Here is a 22,050-nt window from a genome sequence, read left to right as displayed (position 1 = left end):
AATTGATAGAGTAAAATCAGATCAAAAATATAAAGTAAGAGTAATCAAGTACAGTTACTAATACGCTCACATCGGAAGTTCATTATTTAAAAGAAAAATTGATAGGTTATATCAATAACACTAAACCACATGACTCTCTCAAATTGAGACATTAAAAAATAAATTTTAAAAAACTTTTGTTTATATAGAAAGCAATTTAGAGGTAAAAAAAAAACTAAAATAGTTATTGCAATTTGTATAAAACAGACCTCACTTACAGCATTTTGTTAGTAACTACTAACCGTAGGAAAGCATGCCAATTTGTCCACAATTTTATCCACTAATTTAGTAAAAGTTATCCCTTGAAATTATTCTAAAAAACGTTATCTTGTGTCTCTTTTTTAAAATCAACACTACATCTTGTGTTTTAATTAAACAATTCACACTAGCGCGAATAACTATTTGTTTTTAATAAAATAGTTATTGGCGTTTTTTGATAAAGGCAAAATAATGAACAAAAACCTATCTGTTACTAAACGAAATGGTAAAAAAGAACCTATAGATCTTGACAAAATCCATCGCGTCATCACGTGGGCAGCGGAAGGTCTAAACAACGTTTCAGTTTCACAGGTAGAGTTGAACTCACACATTCAGTTTTATGATGGCATTCGTACTGATGATATTCATGAAACTATTATCAAAGCAGCAGCCGATTTAATCTCAGAAGAATCGCCTGATTATCAATATTTAGCAGCGCATTTAGCCGTATTCCACTTACGCAAACGTGCATATCAACGTTTTACACCACCAAGTGTGTTTGAGCACGTAAGCAAAATGGTCACTAAAGGTAAATATGATGCACATTTACTAGAAGATTATACCAAGCAAGAATTTGAAGAGATGAATAAGTTTATCGATCACAAACGTGATTTAAACTTTTCATACGCTGCCGTAAAACAGTTAGAGGGTAAGTACCTTATCCAAAACCGTGTCACGGGTGAGATTTATGAAAGTGCGCAATTCTTATACCTTTTAGTATCAGCTTGTTTATTTGCTGATTACGATAAAGACGTACGTTTAGATTATGTAAAACGTTTTTACGATGCGACTTCTCAATTTAAAATCTCATTACCAACACCTATTATGTCTGGTGTTCGTACTCCAACACGTCAATTCAGTTCATGTGTATTAATTGAAGCAGACGATAGCTTAGATTCAATCAATGCAACATCAAGTGCAATTGTTAAATATGTATCGCAACGTGCTGGTATCGGTATTAATGCAGGTCGTATTCGCGCAATGGGTAGTAACATTCGTGGTGGCGAAGCTTATCATACGGGGTGTATTCCATTTTATAAACATTTCCAAACAGCGGTTAAATCTTGTTCACAAGGTGGTGTTCGTGGTGGCGCAGCAACGGTCTTCTACCCTATCTGGCATTTAGAAGTTGAATCGCTATTAGTATTGAAAAATAACCGTGGTATTGACTCTAACCGTGTTCGTCACCTTGATTATGGTGTGCAATTAGGTCGTTTATTCTACCAACGTTTAATCGACAAAAAAGACATTACCTTATTCAGCCCTTCTGATACGCCGGGAATGTATGATGCGTTCTTTGAAGATCAAGATGAATTCGAACGTTTATACCACCTTTACGAAGGTGATGAGTCAATCCGTCAAAGCTCGATTCCAGCAGTAAGATTGTTCTCACTGTTAATGCAAGAACGTGCAAGTACTGGACGTATTTACATTCAAAATGTTGATCACTGTAATACGCACAGTCCATTTGACAGCAAAGTTGCACCGGTTCGCCAAAGTAACTTGTGTTTAGAAATAGCGTTACCGACGAAACCACTTACACATATTAAAGATGAAGAAGGCGAAATCGCTTTATGTACTTTATCTGCAATCAACTTAGGTGCGATTGAGTCATTAGATGAAATTGAAGTGTTGTCTGAACTTGCTGTACGTGCATTAGATAACTTGTTGGATTACCAAGATTACCCAATCATCGCAGCAGAAAAAAGCAGCATGAATCGCCGTACGTTAGGTATAGGTGTTATCAACTACGCTTATTACTTAGCTAAAAATGGCGTAAAATACTCAGACGGTAGTGCTAACAATTTAACGCATAAAACCTTTGAAGCGATTCAATTCTACTTATTGAAAGCATCAAACAAGTTAGCCAAAGAGCGTGGTGCATGTCCTAAGTTTAATGAAACTAATTATGCAAAAGGTATTCTACCGTTAGATACGTACAAAAAATCTTTAGATGCAATTTGTGATGAAGAGTATCATTTAGACTGGGAAACGTTACGTGCAGATATCGTTAAAGATGGTTTACGTAACTCAACGTTATCAGCATTGATGCCTTCTGAAACATCAAGTCAGATTTCAAATGCGACTAACGGTATTGAACCACCACGTGGTTTCATCAGTATTAAAGCAAGTAAAGACGGTATTTTAAAACAGGTAGTACCTGAATTTAATAAATACAAAAATAACTATGAGTTATTATGGAGTATTCCAAATAATAAAGGTTACTTGGAACTTGTTGGTATTATGCAAAAGTTTGTCGACCAAGCTATCTCAGCAAATACGAACTACGACCCTAAACGTTTTGATGACGGTAAAGTACCAATGACAATCTTACTTAAAGATCTGTTAATGGCTTATAAAATGGGCTTAAAAACACTTTATTACCATAACACTCGTGACGGTGCTGATGATGAAAAAGTGTTTGAAGATGACAGTTGTGCTGGCGGTGCTTGTAAGATATAAATTTCAGCCGTTAACAACATAGTAAGTTAATAAAAGGGATGTGTTTAGCACATCCCTTTTTTATGCTTTTCAAACCGTCAAACTTACTCTTTCAAACTAAGTATTTTAAAGATGACACTCTAATAATTCCTCTTAAACATATAATTTATTTGTTCTTTTAGATTATTGAACTAAAATAAAAATACCACTTATTAAATACATATTGATAACTACTGGCTTAGTACTTCTAAAAATTAAATTGTAATTATTTGAATAATTAAGCAATTAAATTAAACATAATCAGGTCTTTATGTGGGAGCTATCAATTATGCAGAAAAACACCCATAATCAAAAGCTAGATATTGACAAAAAAAGATAAACAATAAAACTCGACCTTGGTGCTTTAGTAGTTGTAATACAACCTACAAATCGCCTCACCGCCATCATTTAAAGGCTAATAAATTATGTTAAAAAAGATCGTACTGCTGTTACTAGCAATCGTATTAATAGGATTGTTTTTCCACTTCAATTTACATCAACTTCTAACTCTAGAAGGATTGAAAGGATCAATGGACCAATTCACTGAATTGAGAGTACATTCTCCTGTTCTTGTTATTGGTGGCTTCTTCGTTTTGTATGTATTGGTAACTGCACTCGCATTACCTGGTGCCGCTATTTTAACATTAGCAGCTGGTGCACTATTTGGTTTATTTGAAGGTTTTGTTATTGCTTCATTTGCTTCTAGCTTAGGGGCTTTATCATCATTCTTAGTGTCTCGTTACTTATTACGTGACTCACTTAAAAAGCGTTTCCCGGAGCGTTTAGCATCAATTGATGAAGGTATTAAAAAAGAAGGTGCTTTTTACCTATTTACGTTACGTCTAGTGCCTATCTTCCCATTCTTTTTAATTAACTTATTAATGGGTGTCACTGCGATTAAGGCATGGACTTTCTATTGGGTAAGCCAATTAGGTATGCTAGCAGGTACGTTTATCTTCGTAAATGCAGGTACACAATTAGCTCAAATCGATAGTATCTCTAACATCCTATCTTTTAATTTAATTCTTTCTTTTGTTCTATTAGGTGTATTCCCACTCATTGCTAAAGGTATTGTTAATATGATTAAAAAACGTCGCGTTTACAGTAAATGGACTAAACCCGCTAAGTTTGACCGTAATATGGTTGTGATTGGCGCAGGTGCAGGTGGTTTGGTAACAAGTTATATCGCAGCAGCAGTAAAAGCGAAAGTAACATTAATTGAAGCTGGTGAGATGGGTGGAGATTGTCTTAACTATGGTTGTGTACCAAGTAAAGCGATTATCAAAAGCGCTAAGATTGCAGATCAAATTCGTCATGCACACCACTATGGTTTAGAAGATACAACACCACAATTTTCTTTCAAGAAAGTAATGGAACGTGTTCATCAAGTGGTTGCAGATGTAGCGCCACACGATAGTGTTGAACGTTACACAGATTTAGGTGTTGAAGTTGAAAAAGGTTATGCAAAAATCCTTGACCCTTGGACAGTACAAATTAGTTATGAAGATGGAACGACTAAGAAACTAACAACACGTAGTATTGTTATCGCAACCGGTGCTCGTCCATTTGTTCCACCACTACCAGGAATCGAAGAAACAGGTTACGTTACTAGTGATACATTATGGAATGAATTCGCTAAGCTTGAAGAAGCACCGAAAAAGTTAGTGGTGCTAGGTGGTGGTCCAATCGGTTCAGAATTAGCACAAAGCTTTGCACGTTTAGGTTCAAACGTAACGCAGATTGAAATGGCTGAACGCATCATGATCAAAGAAGATCTTGAAGTATCTGAATTTGCTACCGAGTCGCTAAAAGAAAGTGGTGTTAACATCTTAACGTCACACCAAGCATTACGTTGCGAAATTAAAGAGGGTAAAAAATTCATCATCGTTAAACATAACGAAGAAGAAATTGCGATTGAATACGATCAACTACTATGTGCAGTAGGACGTAGTGCTCGCTTAACAGGTTACGGCTTAGAAGAGCTAGGTATTGAAACTAACCGTACCATTGTAACCAATGAATACTTAGAAACACTTTACCCGAACATTTTTGCCGCAGGTGATATTGTTGGCCCATACCAATTTACGCATGTTGCAGCACATCAAGGGTGGTACGCAGCAGTAAATGGTTTATTCGGAAACTTGAAAAAATTCAAAGTAGATTACCGTGTTATTCCATGGACGACCTTTATTGACCCAGAAGTGGCTCGTGTTGGTATTAACGAAGCTGAAGCAAAAGAAAAAGGGATTGATTATGAAATCACACGCTTTGACTTTGAAGAGCTAGACCGTGCAATCACAGACAGTGCAACAAAAGGTTTCATTAAAGTGATTACGCCTAAGGGCAAAGACAAAATATTAGGGGTTACGATTGTATCTGAACATGCTGGTGATTTGATTGCAGAGTTTGTATTAGCAATGAAACATGGTTTAGGACTTAATAAGATTCTTGGCACTATCCACAGCTACCCTACTTGGGCTGAAGGTAACAAATACGCAGCTGGTGAATGGAAACGTAATCATGCACCACAAACAGTATTAAACTGGTTAGAAAAATACCACACATGGAGACGCGGTTAATGAACTCAATGATATTAAACACAACCAACAAAGTGAGTGCATTGGTGCGCTTCACTTTAGGCGCTGCTCTATTAAGTAGCTCATTAATGAGTAATGTGTATGCAGAAACTAATCAAAAAAATCTACATGTAGGTTGGACTGAATTATTAGAGCAACATATTACCCCTGTTAACATGGGTCACAGTACAGCAGTTGACTACGCAGGCTTTAAAAATCAAGAAAGCGAACTACAAGCTTATCTTGATAAATTAAGTGAAGTCTCACGTGCAGACTTTGATGCTTGGCCAAAAGAGAAGCAATTAGCTTTTTTAATCAACGCTTATAATGCTTGGACTGTTGAACTTATTTTAACTAAATACCCTGACCTAAAATCGATTAAAGATTTAGGCAGTTTATTTAGCTCTCCATGGGATAAAGAATTTGTTCCACTATTGGGCAAAACAATGAGTTTAAATGATATTGAACACGGTCTTATTCGTGGTAGCAAACGCTACAATGATCCGCGTATTCATTTTGCGGTTAACTGTGCAAGTATCGGCTGTCCTGCACTTCGTGAAGAAGCGTATACTGCAGATAAACTTGAGCAACAGTTAACACAACAAACCGAACGATTTTTAACGGATTCAAGCCGTAACTACATCAAAGGTAACGCGATTTACTTATCATCTATTTTTAAATGGTATGATGAAGACTTTGAAGCTGGGTTCCGTGGCACTAAATCAATACAAAGCTTTATCGGGTTATACGTTGACGCATTAAAACTAGATGCTCAGCAATCGGCAACATTAAAAAAACAAGATTTTAATGTTAAATTTTTAGATTACGATTGGAAGCTTAATGCGAGTAAGTAATTATTACCGTAAGATTCTTGTTAGCCTTTGTCTGCTAAGCGTTTTTTCGCTTAGCAGCAACTCATTTGCCGATGAGGCAAATAGTACGGCTGAATCAACTTCCCGAGTTTGGAAAAACGTTGAAATGCGTGGCACTAAACAAGATGTATATTTTCATGCCTGGGGAGGCGATCAACAAATTAATAATTATATTCAATGGGCTGCTAAGCAGGTTAAAGAAAAATATAAAATTAATTTACACCATGTAAAACTCACCGATACAAGTGAAGCCGTCAGCAGAGTGTTAGCAGAAAAAGCCGCTGACAATCACCGTAACGGGCAAGTTGATCTTGTTTGGATCAATGGAGCAAACTTTGCTTCAATGGCAAAATACCAATTATTAGCCGCAGACTGGGCTGGTGAACTACCTAACTTTCAATTAACAAATCCAACCAACAACCCCGCTATGACTCGTGACTTCGGCGTTCCAACACAAGGAATGGAAGCGCCATGGGGACAAGCTGCGCTCACCTTTTATTTCGATAGTTTAAAAGTAAATGATGTACCAGAGACTCTCTCTGATTTATTAATTTGGAGTGAAAAGCATCCAGGTCATTTTACTTACCCGAAACCACCTGACTTTTTAGGCATGAGCTTTTTAAAATATGCATTACTGGTGTTAAGTGAATCACAGCCCCAAATCATCCAAGATAAACTTTATCAGCCAGTGTCAGCAGAAAGTGAAGCTGAATTATTGCCTGCTTTATGGCAATTTCTAGATCAATTACACCCGACTTTATGGCGACAAGGTAAACATTTTGTATCCAATGGCTTAGCATTACGACGTTTAATGAGTGACACTGAATTACAAGTATCTTTCACCTTCTCTGCCGCTGAAATTCCTTCAGCAATTTCTCGTTATGATTTACCAGATAGCACTCGAAGCTATAGAATGAAAGACGGAAGCTTAAGTAACATTCACTTTGTTGCGATTCCTTATAATTCACCACATATTGAAGGTGCAAAGCTAGTTGCTAACTTTTTATTAAGTCCAGAAGCACAAGCGAGAAAACAAAAAACAGTGATATGGGGCGACAGTAGCGTGCTCGATTTATCGCAATTAACACCAACACAAAAAGCACTTTTTGATGTTGATGGAAAACAACATTTAAGTGCGAATATCATCAATATAGATAACACCCGTTTGTTAAGTGAGTTACACCCTAGCTGGGTTAAAGTCATAACTGAACAATGGCTTACTCGTTATGGAGTTCAATAAACAATGATTGTTGCTAATACCCTGTTTACGCGCTTAGTTCGTAATAGTCCGTACCTTTTAATCGCTTTGTTAGTGGTCCCCGTTTTAGGCGGTTTATTAGGGGTATTATTACCTGCTTTTGGATGGTTCCCAGCTCTGGGCGCCAATGAGTTTGGATTATTTGGATTCGTACAACTGTTTAATACTCCTGGTATTGAACGCATGGTATTACTCAGTTTTGGTACGAGTTTAATTAGTACTCTACTCGCTTTTGTTATTACCGTATTGATACTAGCCAGTTATTTTAACAGTCCTTGGTTAAAACGTATTCAACGTTTACTAGGCCCTATATTAGTGATTCCCCATGCCGCAGCTGCGATTGCCATTGGTTTCTTAATCACCCCTTCTGGTTTTTTATCACGACTTATCTCACCTTGGTTAACTGGTTGGGATATTCCACCTGATTGGTTATTTCCACATGACCCTTATGGATTGAGCATCATATTAGGGCTAACGCTCAAAGAACTCCCTTTTCTGCTTTTAATTGCATTGGGCGTGTTGGCTCAACCTGAAATTGGTAAAACGTTAAAAGCACAACATAAAGTGGCATCGAGCTTAGGTTACTGCCCAATGACTGGCTTTTTTAAAGTCATTTTACCAAGCCTTTACGGTTATATGCGTTTACCTATTTTAGCGGTACTTGCTTATTCAAGTGCGAGTGTCGAAATTCCTTTGATTTTAGGGTCGAACACTCCTCCTACTTTAGCCGTTGCTATTATGCAGTGGTTCAATGATGTTGATTTAAGTTTACGTATCAAAGCCTCATCGGGTGCCATTTTACAAATATTGATCACTCTATCGTTATTAGGCAGTTGGTGTTTATTAGAGCTATTAGTTAAAAAATGCAGTACTTCATTCTTAGTGAATGGAGAAAGAGAATACGGCGGCATGTTGATTCAACGTGTGACACATTTAATAACTACGGTGATGTTAAGTGTTATCGGCTTAGCGCTTGTTGCTATGGTGCTATGGTCTTTTGCAGGCTTCTGGTCTTTCCCTGATTTATTGCCTCAGCAACTTGTTACTTTGCATTGGTCATCTGCTTTACTACAAATGCAAACCCCACTATTTAATACACTTGTGATTGCTATTAGCACCACGTTAATTGCCATTGCATTAACCTTATTTGTATTAGAGGCTGAACAGCAAAATACTAAAACTATTTCAGCTATTAGCGGTTTCATTATTTACTTACCACTATTGATACCAAGTATTGCCTTCTTATTTGGTCTGGTCTGGTTATTTGAGCAGGTCAATAGTCAACACGCTTACATTAACGTGGTTTTTTCACATTTGTTATTTGTTTTACCTTATGTGTTTTTATCGTTAGCAAATAGTTACCGCCGCTTAGACCCTCGCTTTAGCACTGTTGCAGCAAGCCTTGGTGTTCAACCCTCAAAAATATTTTGGCAGTTGAAATTACCACTACTATTATCGCCAATTTTAATTGCCAGTGCGTTAGGCTTAGCGATTAGCTTTAGTCAGTATTTACCAACGCTATTATCAGGTGCAGGCCGAATTAATACCATCACGACGGAAGCCGTTACACTTGCCAATGGCGCAAGCAGAAGAACAAGCGCTGTCTACGCGTTAATGCAAATGTTATTACCCGCATTATTTTTTATATTAGCTTGGGCGGCACCAAAGTTGTTCTTTCGGAACCGAGGTTAGGAAATCAAATGAAATCACAATCAATGTCATCATTAAAGATCGATAATTTACAATTAAGCCAACAAGGCAAGCTTTTACTTTCCCTTAACGAAGAAGTGAAAGGTGGCGAAGTCTTAACTATCATGGGCCCATCAGGTAGTGGTAAATCGACCCTATTGAACTGGTTGGTTGGTATGTTGCCAAGCGATTTTTATGCAAATGGCGAACTCTACTTAAACCAACAAATTATTACCAACACAGCAAGCCATCTTCGTAATATCGGTTTGTTATATCAAGATCCTTTATTATTTCCTCATTTAACGGTTGAAGGCAATATTGCTTTTGCTATGCCTAAAGGTGATAAGAAAACACGTAAAGATGAAATTAGCGAAGCATTAAACCAAGTCGGTCTTGCAGGTATGGAGAAACGTTGTCCGCAAAACCTATCTGGCGGTCAGCAAGCACGAGTCGCTTTATTACGTGTATTATTAAGTAAACCGAAAGCTATTTTATTGGATGAACCTTTTAGTAAATTAGACAGTCAATTGCGCCAAGAAACACGTCAGTTGGTTTTTGAACAAATACAAAGATATAGTTTACCAGCGGTTATGGTGACACATGATGAAAGTGATGCTATTGCCGCACAAGGAAAAGTCATTACATTAGATGCTCTACCTTTAAATCAAGCGGCTTCATAACACTGAACAATAGGGAAAAGACATGCTAGATAGATTTGTCACACCGTATATCAAACCGATTTTAACACCTGTGGTGGAGCAGTTAGATAAACGTGGTATACATCCAGACCAAGTCACTTTAGTAGGATTTGTTATTGGCTTATTAGCAGTACCTTTATTAGCAGCACAACTTTGGGGTGCGGCACTAATAATGATAATACTGAACCGTGTTTTAGATGGCTTAGATGGGGCATTAGCTCGTCATCAAAAAAGCAGTAGTAGTGCAGGCGGTTATTTAGATATTTGTGTCGACTTTCTATTTTATGCAGCAATCCCCGTCGGTTTTGCTTTAGCAAACCCAGCAGCGAATGCTCTACCTGCCGTTGTCTTGTTATCGGTTTTTATTGGCACAGGGTCAACCTTCTTAGCCTTTGCTATTCCAGCAGAAAAACTAAACTTAGCAAGACCACAGTTTGCGAATAAAAGCTTTTATTTTTTAAATGGATTAACTGAAGGCACAGAAACTATCGCCTTTTTTGTCGCCTTTTGTTTATGGCCAGCCTACTTCCCTGAGTTAGCTTATAGCTTTGCTTTTTTAGCAGCGATCACTGTTTTTACTCGTCTTCATGGCGGCTACCAAACACTAAAGTCACACAATAGTAAACCAGAAGAAAAATAGCATGGATGACGCATTGGTAAGATTAAGTATTTTTTTTACTATCTTGATAGTCATGTTTGGATTAGAACAACTTTTTCCTGCGCGGCCATTACGAAAAGATGCACAAGCCCCTACTCAAAAAACACGATTAATAGGTAACTTTGGCTTAGTTTTTCTTTCTGGGTTAAGCGCTAGATTAGTCTTACCACTTGGCCTAACAGGTTTTGCTCTTTATGTGACAGAGCTTCAATTAGGGTTATTTAATGTCATCGACTTACCTTATTGGTTAACCATTACATTAAGTTTGTTGTTATTGGATATGCTCATTTACTGGCAGCATCGTTTATTTCATAAAGTCCCCTTATTATGGCAATTACATAAAGTACATCATGCCGATACTCACGTAGATGCCAGTACCGGTTTGCGCTTTCATCCATTAGAGATAGTCGCAAGTATTTTCATCAAAGCCATCGCGGTCATATTATTAGGCGTTCCTGCCTTTGCCGTTATTTTATTTGAAGTGTTGTTAAATGGATTTGCGTTGTTTAACCATGCCAATATTCGTTTACCCAAAAAAGTTGAAGCGGTTACTCGTTTAATTTTAATGACACAAATATTACATCGCATACACCACAGCCAATTATTTAAAGAAAGTAATTCGAATTATGGGTTCAGTGTTATTTGGTGGGACAGATTATTTGGGAGTTATTCAGCTGAAGCAACGAAACCAGATTTAGAAATTGATATTGGTATTACAGAATTTCCAGCAGCAAAAGATAATGCAAATTTGTTAGGCTTACTGTTCATGCCCTTTAAACGTAAAAAATAAGCTAAGCCAGTATTTTTTGCCATAAAAAAAAAGGTAAAGTGATACAAAGAAGTGATTCGAGCGTACTATCTTGTTAGTATACGCAACATTATAATTCTGACGGAGAGTCACATGGCTTACACAACTTTCTCTACCCTTTCCAATGACGCTATGAAAGAACCAATGTTCTTTGGCAATCCTGTTAACGTGGCTCGTTACGACCAACAAAAATTCGAAGTATTTGAAAAATTAATCGAAAAACAGTTAAGTTTCTTCTGGCGCCCAGAAGAAATCGATGTGAGTCGTGATCGTATCGATTTCTTAAATTTGCCAGATCATGAGCAACACATTTTTATTTCTAATCTAAAATATCAAACATTGTTAGATTCGATTCAAGGACGTAGCCCAAATGTTGCACTACTCCCTATTGTTTCACTACCAGAATTAGAAACATGGATTGAAACATGGGCATTCTCTGAGACTATCCATAGTCGTAGTTACACGCATATTTTACGTAACTTATTCACAGACCCGAATGAAGTGTTTGAAGATATCGTAAATAATGACGAAATCCAAAAACGTGCTGTTGATATTTCTTATTATTACGACGAGCTAATTCATGCTGTGCAATTCATGCAACTACACGGCTTTGAACAAACTGATATTAAATACGTTAATATTCAAGGTGAAACTGAAGCCTTAACATTGCGTGATATTAAAAAGAAACTCTACCTTTGTATTTGTTCAACTAATGCACTAGAAGCAATACGCTTTTATGTATCATTTGCTTGTTCATTTGCATTTGCAGAGCGCGATTTATTAGAAGGCAATGCTAAGATCATCAAGTTAATTGCACGTGATGAAGCCTTACATTTGAACTCAACGCAACAAATGTTAAATATCTGGGCTGATGGTAAAGATGATCCTGAAATGGCAGAGATTGCATTAGAATGTTTTGCTGAAGGTAAAGCTATTTTCTTAAAAGCGGCTGAGCAAGAAAAAGAATGGGCTCAATACCTATTTAAAGATGGTTCAATGATCGGCTTAAATGAAGAAATTCTATGTCAGTATGTTGAGTACATTGCGAATCAACGTATGCAAGCAATTGGTTACGAAGCCCCTTTTGAAGTTAAAACTAACCCAATTCCATGGATTAACCATTGGTTAGTGAGCGACAATGTACAAGTAGCACCTCAAGAAGCTGAAATTAGTTCTTACTTAGTCGGTCAAATTAACAGTACCGTCGACAGTGAAGACCTAAGTACATTTGAACTATAAGCGTACAGAAAATAATGTCATCTAAACTCATTTACAACGAACAACAATATACATTAGATGCAGATAAGACACTGCTTGAGAACTTAGAATCTCAAGCAGTGTCTGTCGAATTTCATTGCCGAGATGGACATTGTGGCGCTTGCCGTTCAATTCTAGTCTCTGGCGATGTCAATTACAGCAGCTTTCCAATGGCTTATTTAAAAGAAGGTGAAATTTTACTTTGCTGTAGTAAAAGTGAAAAAAATATCATAATTAAAAGTCTATAAATACTCGATTCATTACCCGCCAAATTTAAGTCAAATACATCCACATTTAAAATTGATAACTTTATGACCAAAAGACTCTATAAAGCGATTTATATATCAATATAAGCAATTTAAACCTGCTTTAATTACTATCTAATGGCATAATAAATAATATCATTTTTTTATCACATGGAATTTAGTGTTTGCATGAAGCAAAAAATTTATAACGTATTTATTGCATTTACAATCACCACCCTTTTTTCTGGGGGCTTACTAGCACAAGCGAAATTTTCGGAAGGCTACGAAGCAGCTCACTCTGGCGATTTTAAAAAAGCCGTTAAAATATGGGTTCCTCTGGCAGAAAAAGGTGATGCACCTGCGCAATATACTGTCGGATGGATGTATGAAAGTGGTCAAGGTGTTAAAAAGGATTTAAAAAAAGCTATTTATTGGTATTTGAAATCAGCAAAACAAGAATACAAAGCTGCACAATATGTTCTTGCAACTTTGCATGAAAAAGGAACAGGTGTTGAACAAGATAGTAATAAAGCCTTAGACTATTACCTCCTAGCCGCAAAACAAGGTGATGCAACATCTCAATATCAAGTTGGCAATTATTACCAGTATGGAATTGGCACCAAAAAAGATAATAAAAAAAGCATTATATGGTATCAAAAAGCGGCCGAACAAGGTCATGTTAATGCACAAATAGATTTAGGCAATATATATCAATTAGGTGAAGCGCTTGAAATAGATTATAAAAAAGCATTTTATTGGTATCAATCTGCCGCGAATCAAGACAACCCGCTAGCTCAATATCAGCTTGCCTACATGTATGAAAATGGTTTAGGTGAAGAGCAAAATTACGACAAAGCTATTCAACTTTATAACCAATCAGCTAATAATAATTTCTCGCAAGCCGCTTATAAACTAGGTCAGATTTATGAGTCAGGAAATGCAGGTGACATCGATTATAAAAAAGCGATTTCTTGGTATCGTCTCGCCGCTTTGAAAGGTAATACTGATGCCCAATTCCAATTGGGTCATTTATCAGAAACGGGAACAGGTACGACCAAAAGCATTCAACGCGCGATTGATTGGTACACACAAGCATCGCGTCGTGATCATGCAGAGGCTTATTATATACTCGCTCAAATTTATGAAAATGGTACAACTGAGTTTAAGCATAATATATCTCCCAATTTACAAAAAGCCTTTAAAAACTATCAATATGCTTCTTCATTAAACTACCCTTTAGCCCATGCTAAATTGGCGTACTTTTATGAAAACGGCATCTTTACTAAAGTAGATAAAAAAGCGGCCGTTTTGCTATATCAACAATCACCGCAGAAATGGGCAAAAAAACGTTTATTTAAATTAGTAACACATGCTAAATGCTTGAAAACAGCAACGACTCTTTTATTCAATGAAAAAATAAGTTGTGCCAACCGAGAATTATTAAGAGAAAAAATAAAATTACAGAAAATCAAAGTCATCTCTGAAGACGATGATTCAACAACCGATACATACTTCACCGCAGCAATGACAAAAGGCTCTAGTGAGTTAGCAATTCGTTACACTGAAGATAATGAATTTACGCAAGCAACGTATACTTTTGTAGGTCGAAATAATCCATCTTTGATAATAACGGTTAAAGATAAATTGGTAGAGACTTATGGCCAACCGAGTTATTCACAAGGTAACCAGTTGCAAGGCGAAGCTAGCTTTCAATGGCGATTAGCAGATAATATTATCTTGCGCGTTTTCCGTCTTTGGCCTGATACTACAACGTTTGTGGAATACTCCCAGGCAGAGTTTTTCCAATAAACACGAATAAAGCACTAACAAAAAACACCATTAAGTTAATAAGCCGACATTGCACCAGAGGCTTATTAACTTGTTCATCTTTATTCCTAGCTTACTAAAGATAGTGATTGTCACATTGTATCGACCCTCTAAAATCACCACTTTTGCATTCCCCTCATTGTTATATATTTATTTCTTGATGGTGACCCCCGTACCTCAATAACATTAAGCGAGTACACCTTAAGTTGATGAATAAACTAAATATTAAAACCTCATTCTTGGAAAATGATAGAATACAAAAACTTACAACATAATGAACCACCGACAAACCATTAAACATTCAAATAAGTGAATTCATGGATAGCATAATATTACTTTTTATAGGCGTTGCATTTACCTTTGGTATGCTGATCAATTTAACTGGCCTCCCTCCTATGGTTGGTTTTTTATTGGCAGGCTTTACCCTTAACTTTATTGGCTTTGAATCAACCGATAATCTTGTCACGTTAGCTAATTTGGGTGTTACTTTACTATTATTTTCAATCGGCCTAAAACTAGATATACGGACCCTCTTCAAGTCTGAAGTATGGGGCGGTGCAAGTATCCACCTGATTGCGAGCCTCATTTTCTATACCGCTATTTTATTTGTTATCAAGCAGCTTGGTGTGTCTCTTTTTGCAGGTTTAGATATTTTCGGCATTGTACTTATCTCCTTTGCTTTAAGCTTTTCCAGTACCGTATTTGCAGTCAAAATATTAGAAGACAAGAGTGAAGCAAACTCTCTTTATGGGCGTATTGCGATCGGCATACTGATCATGCAAGATATTTTCGCTGTATTATTTTTAACTATTTCAGTTGGTAAAATACCGTCTATTTGGGCCATCGGTTTAATTGCCCTTCCCTTGATTAGGCCGCTGTTATATAAATTATTAGACAAAGCAGGACATGGAGAGCTACTCGTTTTATATGGTTTCTTTTTAGCGCTAGTCGTCGGTGCAGGTTTATTTGAAAGTGTTGGCATGAAAGCTGATTTAGGGGCGTTAATAGCGGGTATGTTATTGGCAGGACACCCAAGCGCAAAAGAAATGGCACGCTCATTATTTAATTTAAAGGAGCTATTTTTAGTCTGCTTCTTTTTAAATATAGGTTTTGGTGGCTTACCTAATGTCGACCATTTAATGATTGCAGCTGTCTTATTAGTATTGCTCTTTGGTAAAATTGCTCTTTATTTTTTAACCCTCAGTAAATTTAAATTGCGCTCACGTACTTCTTTATTTGCCGCTTTTAGTTTAGCAAATTATAGCGAATTTGGATTAATTGTTGCTTCACTCGCCACTCATAAAGGTTGGTTAACAAGAGACTGGTTAATCATTACCGCTATCGCTGTTTCATTAAGTTTTATCATTGCCGCTCTATTAAATAAATATGCAGATGCTATTTACGACCACTATCGAATCGCACTTAAGCGTTATCAAGCAACGCGCTTACACTTAGATGACCGACCTGTTCGTGTGGGTGATGCTCAAATATTAGTAATGGGGATGGGTCGAATTGGCGTAGGGGCTTATGATGCGTTAAAAACGACCTATGGTGAAAAAGTAATGGGCATTGATTATAACCATCTAACAACATTACAGCATAGAGAAGTAGGAAGACGAGTGATCACAGGTGATGCACTCGACTCTGACTTTTGGACTAAATTACAGCTCACTAATAATATTAAGCTTATCCTACTCGCAATGCCGGACCATAATGGTAACCGTTATGCGGCAGAACAATTAAACAATATTAAAAACTGCAGTTTCAAAGTTGCAGCGCTTGCTCATTACAAAACCGATGAACAAGAGTTAAATGCTCTAGGTGTTAACTTAGTATTTAATATGTACGAAGAAGCCGGTGCAGGTTTTGCTCGCCATGTATGGACAGATTTCCAAGCGATTTTAGGTAAAAGTCCACAGAAAATGGACTTATAAAGAGAAATATCAATACATCAGTGATTTTTGTTAAAAAATTGTACTGATTTCGTGTGACTTTTGATGCTTATTCTGCAAAAATCATATCTCTCAATATGTTGATCTAGTTTGATCACGAAGCACGTCAGTTAATAAACTTGTGCTTAAAAGTAATTCAAGAAGTAACGGGTAACTTTACTATCCGTTTACAATAAAAAAGGTAACCCTATGTGTTCTATTTTTGGTGTGCTCGACATTAAAAGCGATCCTATCGCATTGCGCCAACAAGCAATTGAAATGTCAAAACTGCTTCGTCATCGCGGCCCAGATTGGTCTGGCGTTTATTCTTCTGATAAAGCGATCCTTGTTCATGAACGTCTTTCTATCGTTGACGTGAATACAGGTGCACAGCCTTTATACAATCAAAATAATACACACATACTTGCTGTAAATGGTGAAATCTACAATCACAAAGAATTAGCGAAAGAGCTAACGTGTGGTTATCAGTTTAAAACTAAATCTGATTGCGAAATCATTCTTGGTTTATACGAAGAAAAAGGTAATGCCTTTTTAGACGACCTAAACGGCATCTTTGCTTTCTGCTTATACGACGAAGAAAAAGGTAAATACTTAATCGGCCGTGATCACATGGGTATTATCCCACTGTATCAAGGTTGGGATGAGCATGGTAACTACTATGTTGCGTCTGAAATGAAAGCATTAACACCTATTTGTTCAAAAGTATCTGAGTTCCCACCAGGGCATTACTTAGATAGTGAAATCGGCGAGTTAACTAAATACTACACGCGTGATTGGATGGAATTTGATGCTGTTAAAGACAATGGCGGCAGTGCAGCTGAAATTGGCGAAGCATTAGAAGCAGCGGTAAAACGCCAACTAATGTGTGATGTACCTTACGGTGTATTATTATCAGGTGGTTTAGATTCATCTGTTATTTCAGCAATCACTCAAAAGTTTGCTAAGCAACGTATCGAAGATAATGATGAGACTGGCGCTTGGTGGCCACAACTACATTCATTCTCTGTTGGTCTTGAAGGTTCACCAGATTTAGCTGCTGCACAAAAAGTGGCTAATGAATTAGGTACCGTTCACCACCCTATTATCTTTACTGTACAAAACGGTATCGATGCGCTTAAAGAAGTTATCTATCATTTAGAAACTTATGATGTAACGACTATTCGTGCTTCTACGCCAATGTACTTAATGGCGCGTAAGATTAAAGCGATGGGTATCAAAATGGTACTGTCAGGTGAAGGCGCTGATGAAATATTCGGTGGTTACTTATACTTCCATAAAGCACCCAATGCTAAAGAGTTCCATGAAGAGCTAAACCGTAAACTAAGCAAACTACACATGTTTGACTGTTTACGTGCTAACAAATCAATGGCTGCTTGGGGTATCGAAGCGCGTGTACCATTCTTAGACAAAGAGTTCTTAGACGTAGCAATGCGTACTAACCCTGAACTTAAAATGATCAAAGATGGCAAAATTGAGAAAAACATCTTACGTGAAGCATTTGATGGTCAATTGTTACCAGAAGTTTTATGGCGTCAAAAAGAGCAATTCTCTGATGGTGTTGGTTACAACTGGATTGATACGCTAAAAGCGCATATTGAAACACAAGTAACTGATCTACAACTTGAGAGTGCGGAATTCAAATTCCCAATTAATACACCAGATACGAAAGAAGCTTACTTCTACCGTAGTATTTTTGAAGGCCACTTCCCACTTGATAGTGCAGCAGAATGTGTTCCTCATGGTAAATCTGTTGCTTGTTCAACAGTTGAAGCATTAGCATGGGACGCAAGTTTCCAAAACAATGCTGACCCATCGGGTCGTGCAGCTGGCATTCATAACGATGCTTACGCGCAAAAATAAGTTTCATGATTAACTGATACTATAAAGCGCTCTCTGAGCGCTTTTTTTATACCCTTTTTTTATAGATTTTTATGGAAGTAAGAAAATGAATACAAATAATTGTTTATGTAAAAGTGGTCAAGCATACCAACAATGTTGTCAGCCTTTTCATCAATTACAGCAAAAACCAGATACTTGTGAACAATTAATGCGTTCTCGATTCAGTGCTTTTTGTTTGCAATTAGGTGAATACTTATTTTCTACTTACCATCCCAACTTTCGTAACGATTTAACTATTGAGCAACTCTCAGAAAAATCATTAGATTGGAAAAACTTAGAGATTGTTCATTCTAATGATGGATTAAATAAAGGCACTGTGGAATTCAAAGCTTGGTATTTATTTGAAGATCAACTGCATTGTCATCATGAGCTTTCTCACTTTGTGAAAGAGCATGATCAATGGCTTTATTGTGATGGGACTTTTTATCCTGGTGAAAAATCAGGTAAGATACAGCGCAATGATACTTGCCCCTGTGGCAGTGGAAAGAAATATAAAAAATGCTGTGCTTAACAGTAGAATCGAATCAATAGAGAAAATAATGGAAAAGAAAACACTACTAACAAATTGCCCTGATGCAAAAGGGTTAATTGCACAAATTACTAATATCTGTCAAAAGCACCAATTGAACATCGTTAAAAATAATGAATTTGTTGATCATCAATATAATCGTTTTTTCATGCGTACAGAAATTGAAGGTATTTTTAATGACCACACTTTATTGGCCGATTTAGATTTAAATTTACCAAAAGGTTCTTCACGCGCTCTTATTAATGCAACAACACGTAAACGTATTGTCATTTTAGTCACTAAAGAAGCACACTGTCTTGGTGATATTTTAATGAAGAGTACGTATGGCGGGATTGATGTAGAAATTGCAGCAGTTATTGGCAATTACGATGCATTAGAAGATTTAGTCACTAAATTCAATATTCCTTACCACACAGTAAGCCATGAAGGGCTAACACGTGAAGAGCATGAAGATAAAGTATTAGAAGCGATTGCACCTTACACGCCAGACTACGTTATTTTAGCGAAGTATATGCGTATTTTAACGCCAAAATTTGTTGAAGCTTATTCAAATAAACTGATCAATATCCATCATTCATTTTTACCTGCTTTTATCGGTGCTAAGCCTTACCAGCAAGCATTTGATCGCGGAGTTAAAATTATTGGTGCAACCGCCCACTTTGTGAATAATGACTTAGATGAAGGTCCAATCATTACTCAAGATGTCGCTCATATTGACCATGCTTATAATGCAGAAGCATTAGCTAAAGCAGGTAGAGATGTTGAAAAATCAGTATTAAGTCGTGCCTTGCAACAAGTACTAGATGACAAAGTATTTGTTTACGCTAATCGTACTGTTGTTTTTAAATAGTTTTTAAATCGTTTTTAGGTCCTTGTTAGAACGATTTTTAAACCAAAAAAAGCCTTAACTACCTGTTTGATAGTTAAGGCTTTTTTATCTACTTTTTATTACCTGATTATTTTTACAAGCAGGTAATAATTCATCTTGTCAGCTGTCCGACTAAGATTTAGTTTTCTGCTCAGGCGCCATATAAGCTTGTAAGTCATCAATTGAAGCCGTTGTGACATGCTCACCATTTAATGAGAAATTAACAAGCTCACCTACTTTCTCGCCACGTAATACCGCTTTTTCACCGGTTGTATAAACAATATCGTAATCAATCGTGTTTTCATTAACAGGATTAACTTCTACAGAATAAACAGATTTTTCAGTATCCGATGCTTTAGTGCCAGACTTTTGCGACAATGGTTTTAAAGGCGCTTTTCTTAATGATGGGTCTAAATTATCATTAATTTGATATTGCGTTTTCACTTCAGAATCAAAAATATGTGGGCTACCATTTAATGGGTTTGACCCAGTCCAAAACTCAAGAGAGTTAAAAACAACAACATCAACAGCCAGCGTCAATGCATAAACAGGGAATAATAATATATTTACGCCACCGCGTGCATATCGGTTATCGACAACTTCTAAGTTAAATTGCATCACCTTGTCTGTCACAGCGTTACTACCAACACAAGCCGACAAAGCACTCGTTAATGAAGCGACTGTCGCTACCATCGCTACTTTCTTAACCGCTACTTTAGATATTTTATTCATCATAAAATTTTTCCTACCCTGATATACAAACAAAAACTAACTAATAAAAACTAACTTTTTAAATCTGATGTTCTGACAGCTTGTTACAAGTGAAGTTCAAAGTCCACTTTAGCAGCCTCAGAAAATACGTTATATGAAATGAAAATAGGAGAAAAATAACAAATAAAAAAGTGATAAGTGAGAAATAAGAAGTGAAAAAGTAAAAGGTGAACTCTAACAAATGAAAAAGAAGAGATCAGAAATAAAAATTATGAAATGGACATCACTTATAATGAACTTGTAGAGGTCGATTCACTAAATCCATGTTTTTATATTCATCTAATAAACTTACATCTACCCCTATCGGTTTTTTACTATCACGCTCTTCAATCAGTGAATTTGATTGATAAGCTGCATTCATACGTTGCTTCTTGAGCAAGGGTAAATTATCTAACAACTCTTCTGGGAATTGAGCACCTTGTTGCTTTGATAATAATGCTTCATTGGTTATTAACTGTTTAAAGCGAATATCAATTAACTTCTTTTGTTGCAAATCATTATTCAATTCAACTAATAACTTCTCTGATGGCCCTTCATTTACTAAGGGCTGTGCGTTAGGTAATTCAAAGTAAGCGCGTAAATCAGTTGGTTTTTTAAGTAAGTCTTCTTCTGATTTGATTTCAAACTGAGCGAAGTCGCGAGCATCATCTGACAAAAAACTTAACAACAGATTAAATTTATCACGAGTACCACTATGAACAGCAGTATTTAGCTGTTGTCCTAGTTGCCATTCGTTGATAACGATCTGTTGGTTAAGATGCTCAATATTCATACTAAAAACACTTCCTCACGCTTATTGTTTAATAAAGTATTCTCTTTATCGGCAACAACCTGATTTTATTTAGTGTTTTTTCAATTTTAATCTTCACAAGCGATCATTTTCTGATATTATGCATCTCGAAATAACGGAGGGGTTCCCGAGTGGCCAAAGGGAACAGATTGTAAATCTGTCGCGAAAGCTTCGGTGGTTCGAATCCACCTCCCTCCACCATTTCATGTTCAATTAACTTGAGGCCATCAAGTTTCAATACTCTGCTTAAATATTGCTAATTTCCTTATTTACATTATAAATACACTTCTTAAAAATTGATTTTATTGCTATTTTTATGACTTTTAAAAAAGTTTTTTATAAACAAAAATACTCTACAATCCTACTCATACCAATCATATTAAATAAAACGTCTATTTAAACTGTTAATACAATCTATTTCTTGATTATAAATTTCGTAAATATAACAGACATTTACAACTAGGGAGTCGGCTGTTTTAACAAGCAAAATAGATAAACTATTTATTTGACTGGCATCACATACTCTTTTTTCTCTTTAACGTTGACAGCGTCTTAAATGATTAACATGAGTTTTG

17 protein-coding genes and 1 tRNA gene are annotated in these 22,050 nt (G+C 36.5%); 16 read left to right on the top strand and 2 right to left on the bottom strand.

Translation table 11 applies throughout. The features are described 5' to 3' along the window. Positions 1-489: 489 nt before the first annotated feature. The 15 genes from nrdA to purU all read left to right on the top strand — a co-directional run bounded on the left by nrdA (position 490) and on the right by purU (position 19,896). Positions 490-2,760, top strand: coding sequence for a class 1a ribonucleoside-diphosphate reductase subunit alpha (gene nrdA / locus SP041_RS01610; RefSeq protein ID WP_025564903.1), 2,271 nt, complete (start codon positions 490-492; stop codon positions 2,758-2,760). A 443-nt stretch (positions 2,761-3,203) separates the two neighbouring features. Beyond that, complete coding sequence (locus SP041_RS01605; protein WP_025564904.1) at positions 3,204-5,357, top strand: bifunctional TVP38/TMEM64 family protein/FAD-dependent oxidoreductase; 2,154 nt, start codon at positions 3,204-3,206, stop codon at positions 5,355-5,357. Continuing rightward, positions 5,357-6,208: a DUF547 domain-containing protein gene (locus SP041_RS01600; protein WP_240791397.1), complete on the top strand. Its 852-nt coding sequence runs from the start codon at positions 5,357-5,359 to the stop codon at positions 6,206-6,208. Before SP041_RS01605 ends, SP041_RS01600 begins: the two co-directional genes overlap by 1 nt. After that, positions 6,195-7,466: an ABC transporter substrate-binding protein gene (locus SP041_RS01595; protein ID WP_025564906.1), complete on the top strand. Its 1,272-nt coding sequence runs from the start codon at positions 6,195-6,197 to the stop codon at positions 7,464-7,466. The genes SP041_RS01600 and SP041_RS01595 overlap by 14 nt, the downstream gene beginning before the upstream one ends. Positions 7,467-7,469: 3 nt before the next feature. Then, complete coding sequence (locus SP041_RS01590; protein WP_025564907.1) at positions 7,470-9,176, top strand: ABC transporter permease subunit; 1,707 nt, start codon at positions 7,470-7,472, stop codon at positions 9,174-9,176. 8 nt (positions 9,177-9,184) lie between these two features. Continuing rightward, entirely contained in the window at positions 9,185-9,853 is a 669-nt protein-coding gene (locus tag SP041_RS01585; RefSeq protein ID WP_025564908.1) for an ATP-binding cassette domain-containing protein, read from the top strand. A 22-nt stretch (positions 9,854-9,875) separates the two neighbouring features. Continuing rightward, the gene (locus tag SP041_RS01580) at positions 9,876-10,511 is read left to right on the top strand and encodes a CDP-alcohol phosphatidyltransferase family protein (protein WP_025564909.1); all 636 of its coding nucleotides are present in this window, start codon (positions 9,876-9,878) and stop codon (positions 10,509-10,511) included. A gap of 1 nt (position 10,512) precedes the next feature. Next, positions 10,513-11,319, top strand: coding sequence for a sterol desaturase family protein (locus SP041_RS01575; RefSeq protein WP_025564910.1), 807 nt, complete (start codon positions 10,513-10,515; stop codon positions 11,317-11,319). A gap of 111 nt (positions 11,320-11,430) precedes the next feature. Beyond that, positions 11,431-12,576 (top strand): class Ia ribonucleoside-diphosphate reductase subunit beta, encoded by a 1,146-nt coding sequence (nrdB, locus tag SP041_RS01570; RefSeq protein ID WP_025564911.1) that lies wholly within the window; start codon positions 11,431-11,433, stop codon positions 12,574-12,576. Positions 12,577-12,590: 14 nt separating this feature from the next. Next, on the top strand, positions 12,591-12,842 hold the full coding sequence (gene yfaE, locus SP041_RS01565; RefSeq protein ID WP_025564912.1) for a class I ribonucleotide reductase maintenance protein YfaE: 252 nt from the start codon (positions 12,591-12,593) through the stop codon (positions 12,840-12,842). A gap of 186 nt (positions 12,843-13,028) precedes the next feature. Next, complete coding sequence (locus SP041_RS01560; protein ID WP_051368571.1) at positions 13,029-14,648, top strand: SEL1-like repeat protein; 1,620 nt, start codon at positions 13,029-13,031, stop codon at positions 14,646-14,648. A 335-nt stretch (positions 14,649-14,983) separates the two neighbouring features. Further along, positions 14,984-16,600 (top strand): cation:proton antiporter, encoded by a 1,617-nt coding sequence (locus SP041_RS01555; RefSeq protein ID WP_037049421.1) that lies wholly within the window; start codon positions 14,984-14,986, stop codon positions 16,598-16,600. Positions 16,601-16,807: 207 nt separating this feature from the next. Then, positions 16,808-18,478 carry an asparagine synthase B gene (gene asnB, locus SP041_RS01550; RefSeq protein ID WP_025564915.1) on the top strand — a complete coding sequence of 557 codons (1,671 nt, stop codon included), beginning with the start codon at positions 16,808-16,810 and terminating at the stop codon, positions 18,476-18,478. A gap of 85 nt (positions 18,479-18,563) precedes the next feature. Continuing rightward, on the top strand, positions 18,564-19,028 hold the full coding sequence (locus tag SP041_RS01545; RefSeq protein WP_025564916.1) for a YchJ family protein: 465 nt from the start codon (positions 18,564-18,566) through the stop codon (positions 19,026-19,028). Positions 19,029-19,056: 28 nt separating this feature from the next. Further along, the gene (gene purU / locus SP041_RS01540) at positions 19,057-19,896 is read left to right on the top strand and encodes a formyltetrahydrofolate deformylase (protein ID WP_025564917.1); all 840 of its coding nucleotides are present in this window, start codon (positions 19,057-19,059) and stop codon (positions 19,894-19,896) included. A gap of 150 nt (positions 19,897-20,046) precedes the next feature. Here the strand turns inward: purU and SP041_RS01535 are convergent, their stop codons facing one another. Next, positions 20,047-20,649 (bottom strand): DUF3332 family protein, encoded by a 603-nt coding sequence (locus SP041_RS01535; protein WP_025564918.1) that lies wholly within the window; start codon positions 20,647-20,649, stop codon positions 20,047-20,049. Positions 20,650-20,908: 259 nt separating this feature from the next. Next, positions 20,909-21,457, bottom strand: coding sequence for a VC2046/SO_2500 family protein (locus SP041_RS01530; RefSeq protein WP_025564919.1), 549 nt, complete (start codon positions 21,455-21,457; stop codon positions 20,909-20,911). A gap of 135 nt (positions 21,458-21,592) precedes the next feature. Here SP041_RS01530 and SP041_RS01525 point away from each other — a divergent pair. Beyond that, positions 21,593-21,676 (top strand) — tRNA-Tyr (locus tag SP041_RS01525). Positions 21,677-22,050 lie beyond the last annotated feature (374 nt).

The organism is Psychromonas sp. SP041 (assembly GCF_000470315.2).
In the GTDB taxonomy this organism is placed as follows: domain Bacteria; phylum Pseudomonadota; class Gammaproteobacteria; order Enterobacterales; family Psychromonadaceae; genus Psychromonas.
Note: the sequence above shows the minus strand (reverse complement) of the source record. Positions and strands in the feature narration are given on the sequence as shown.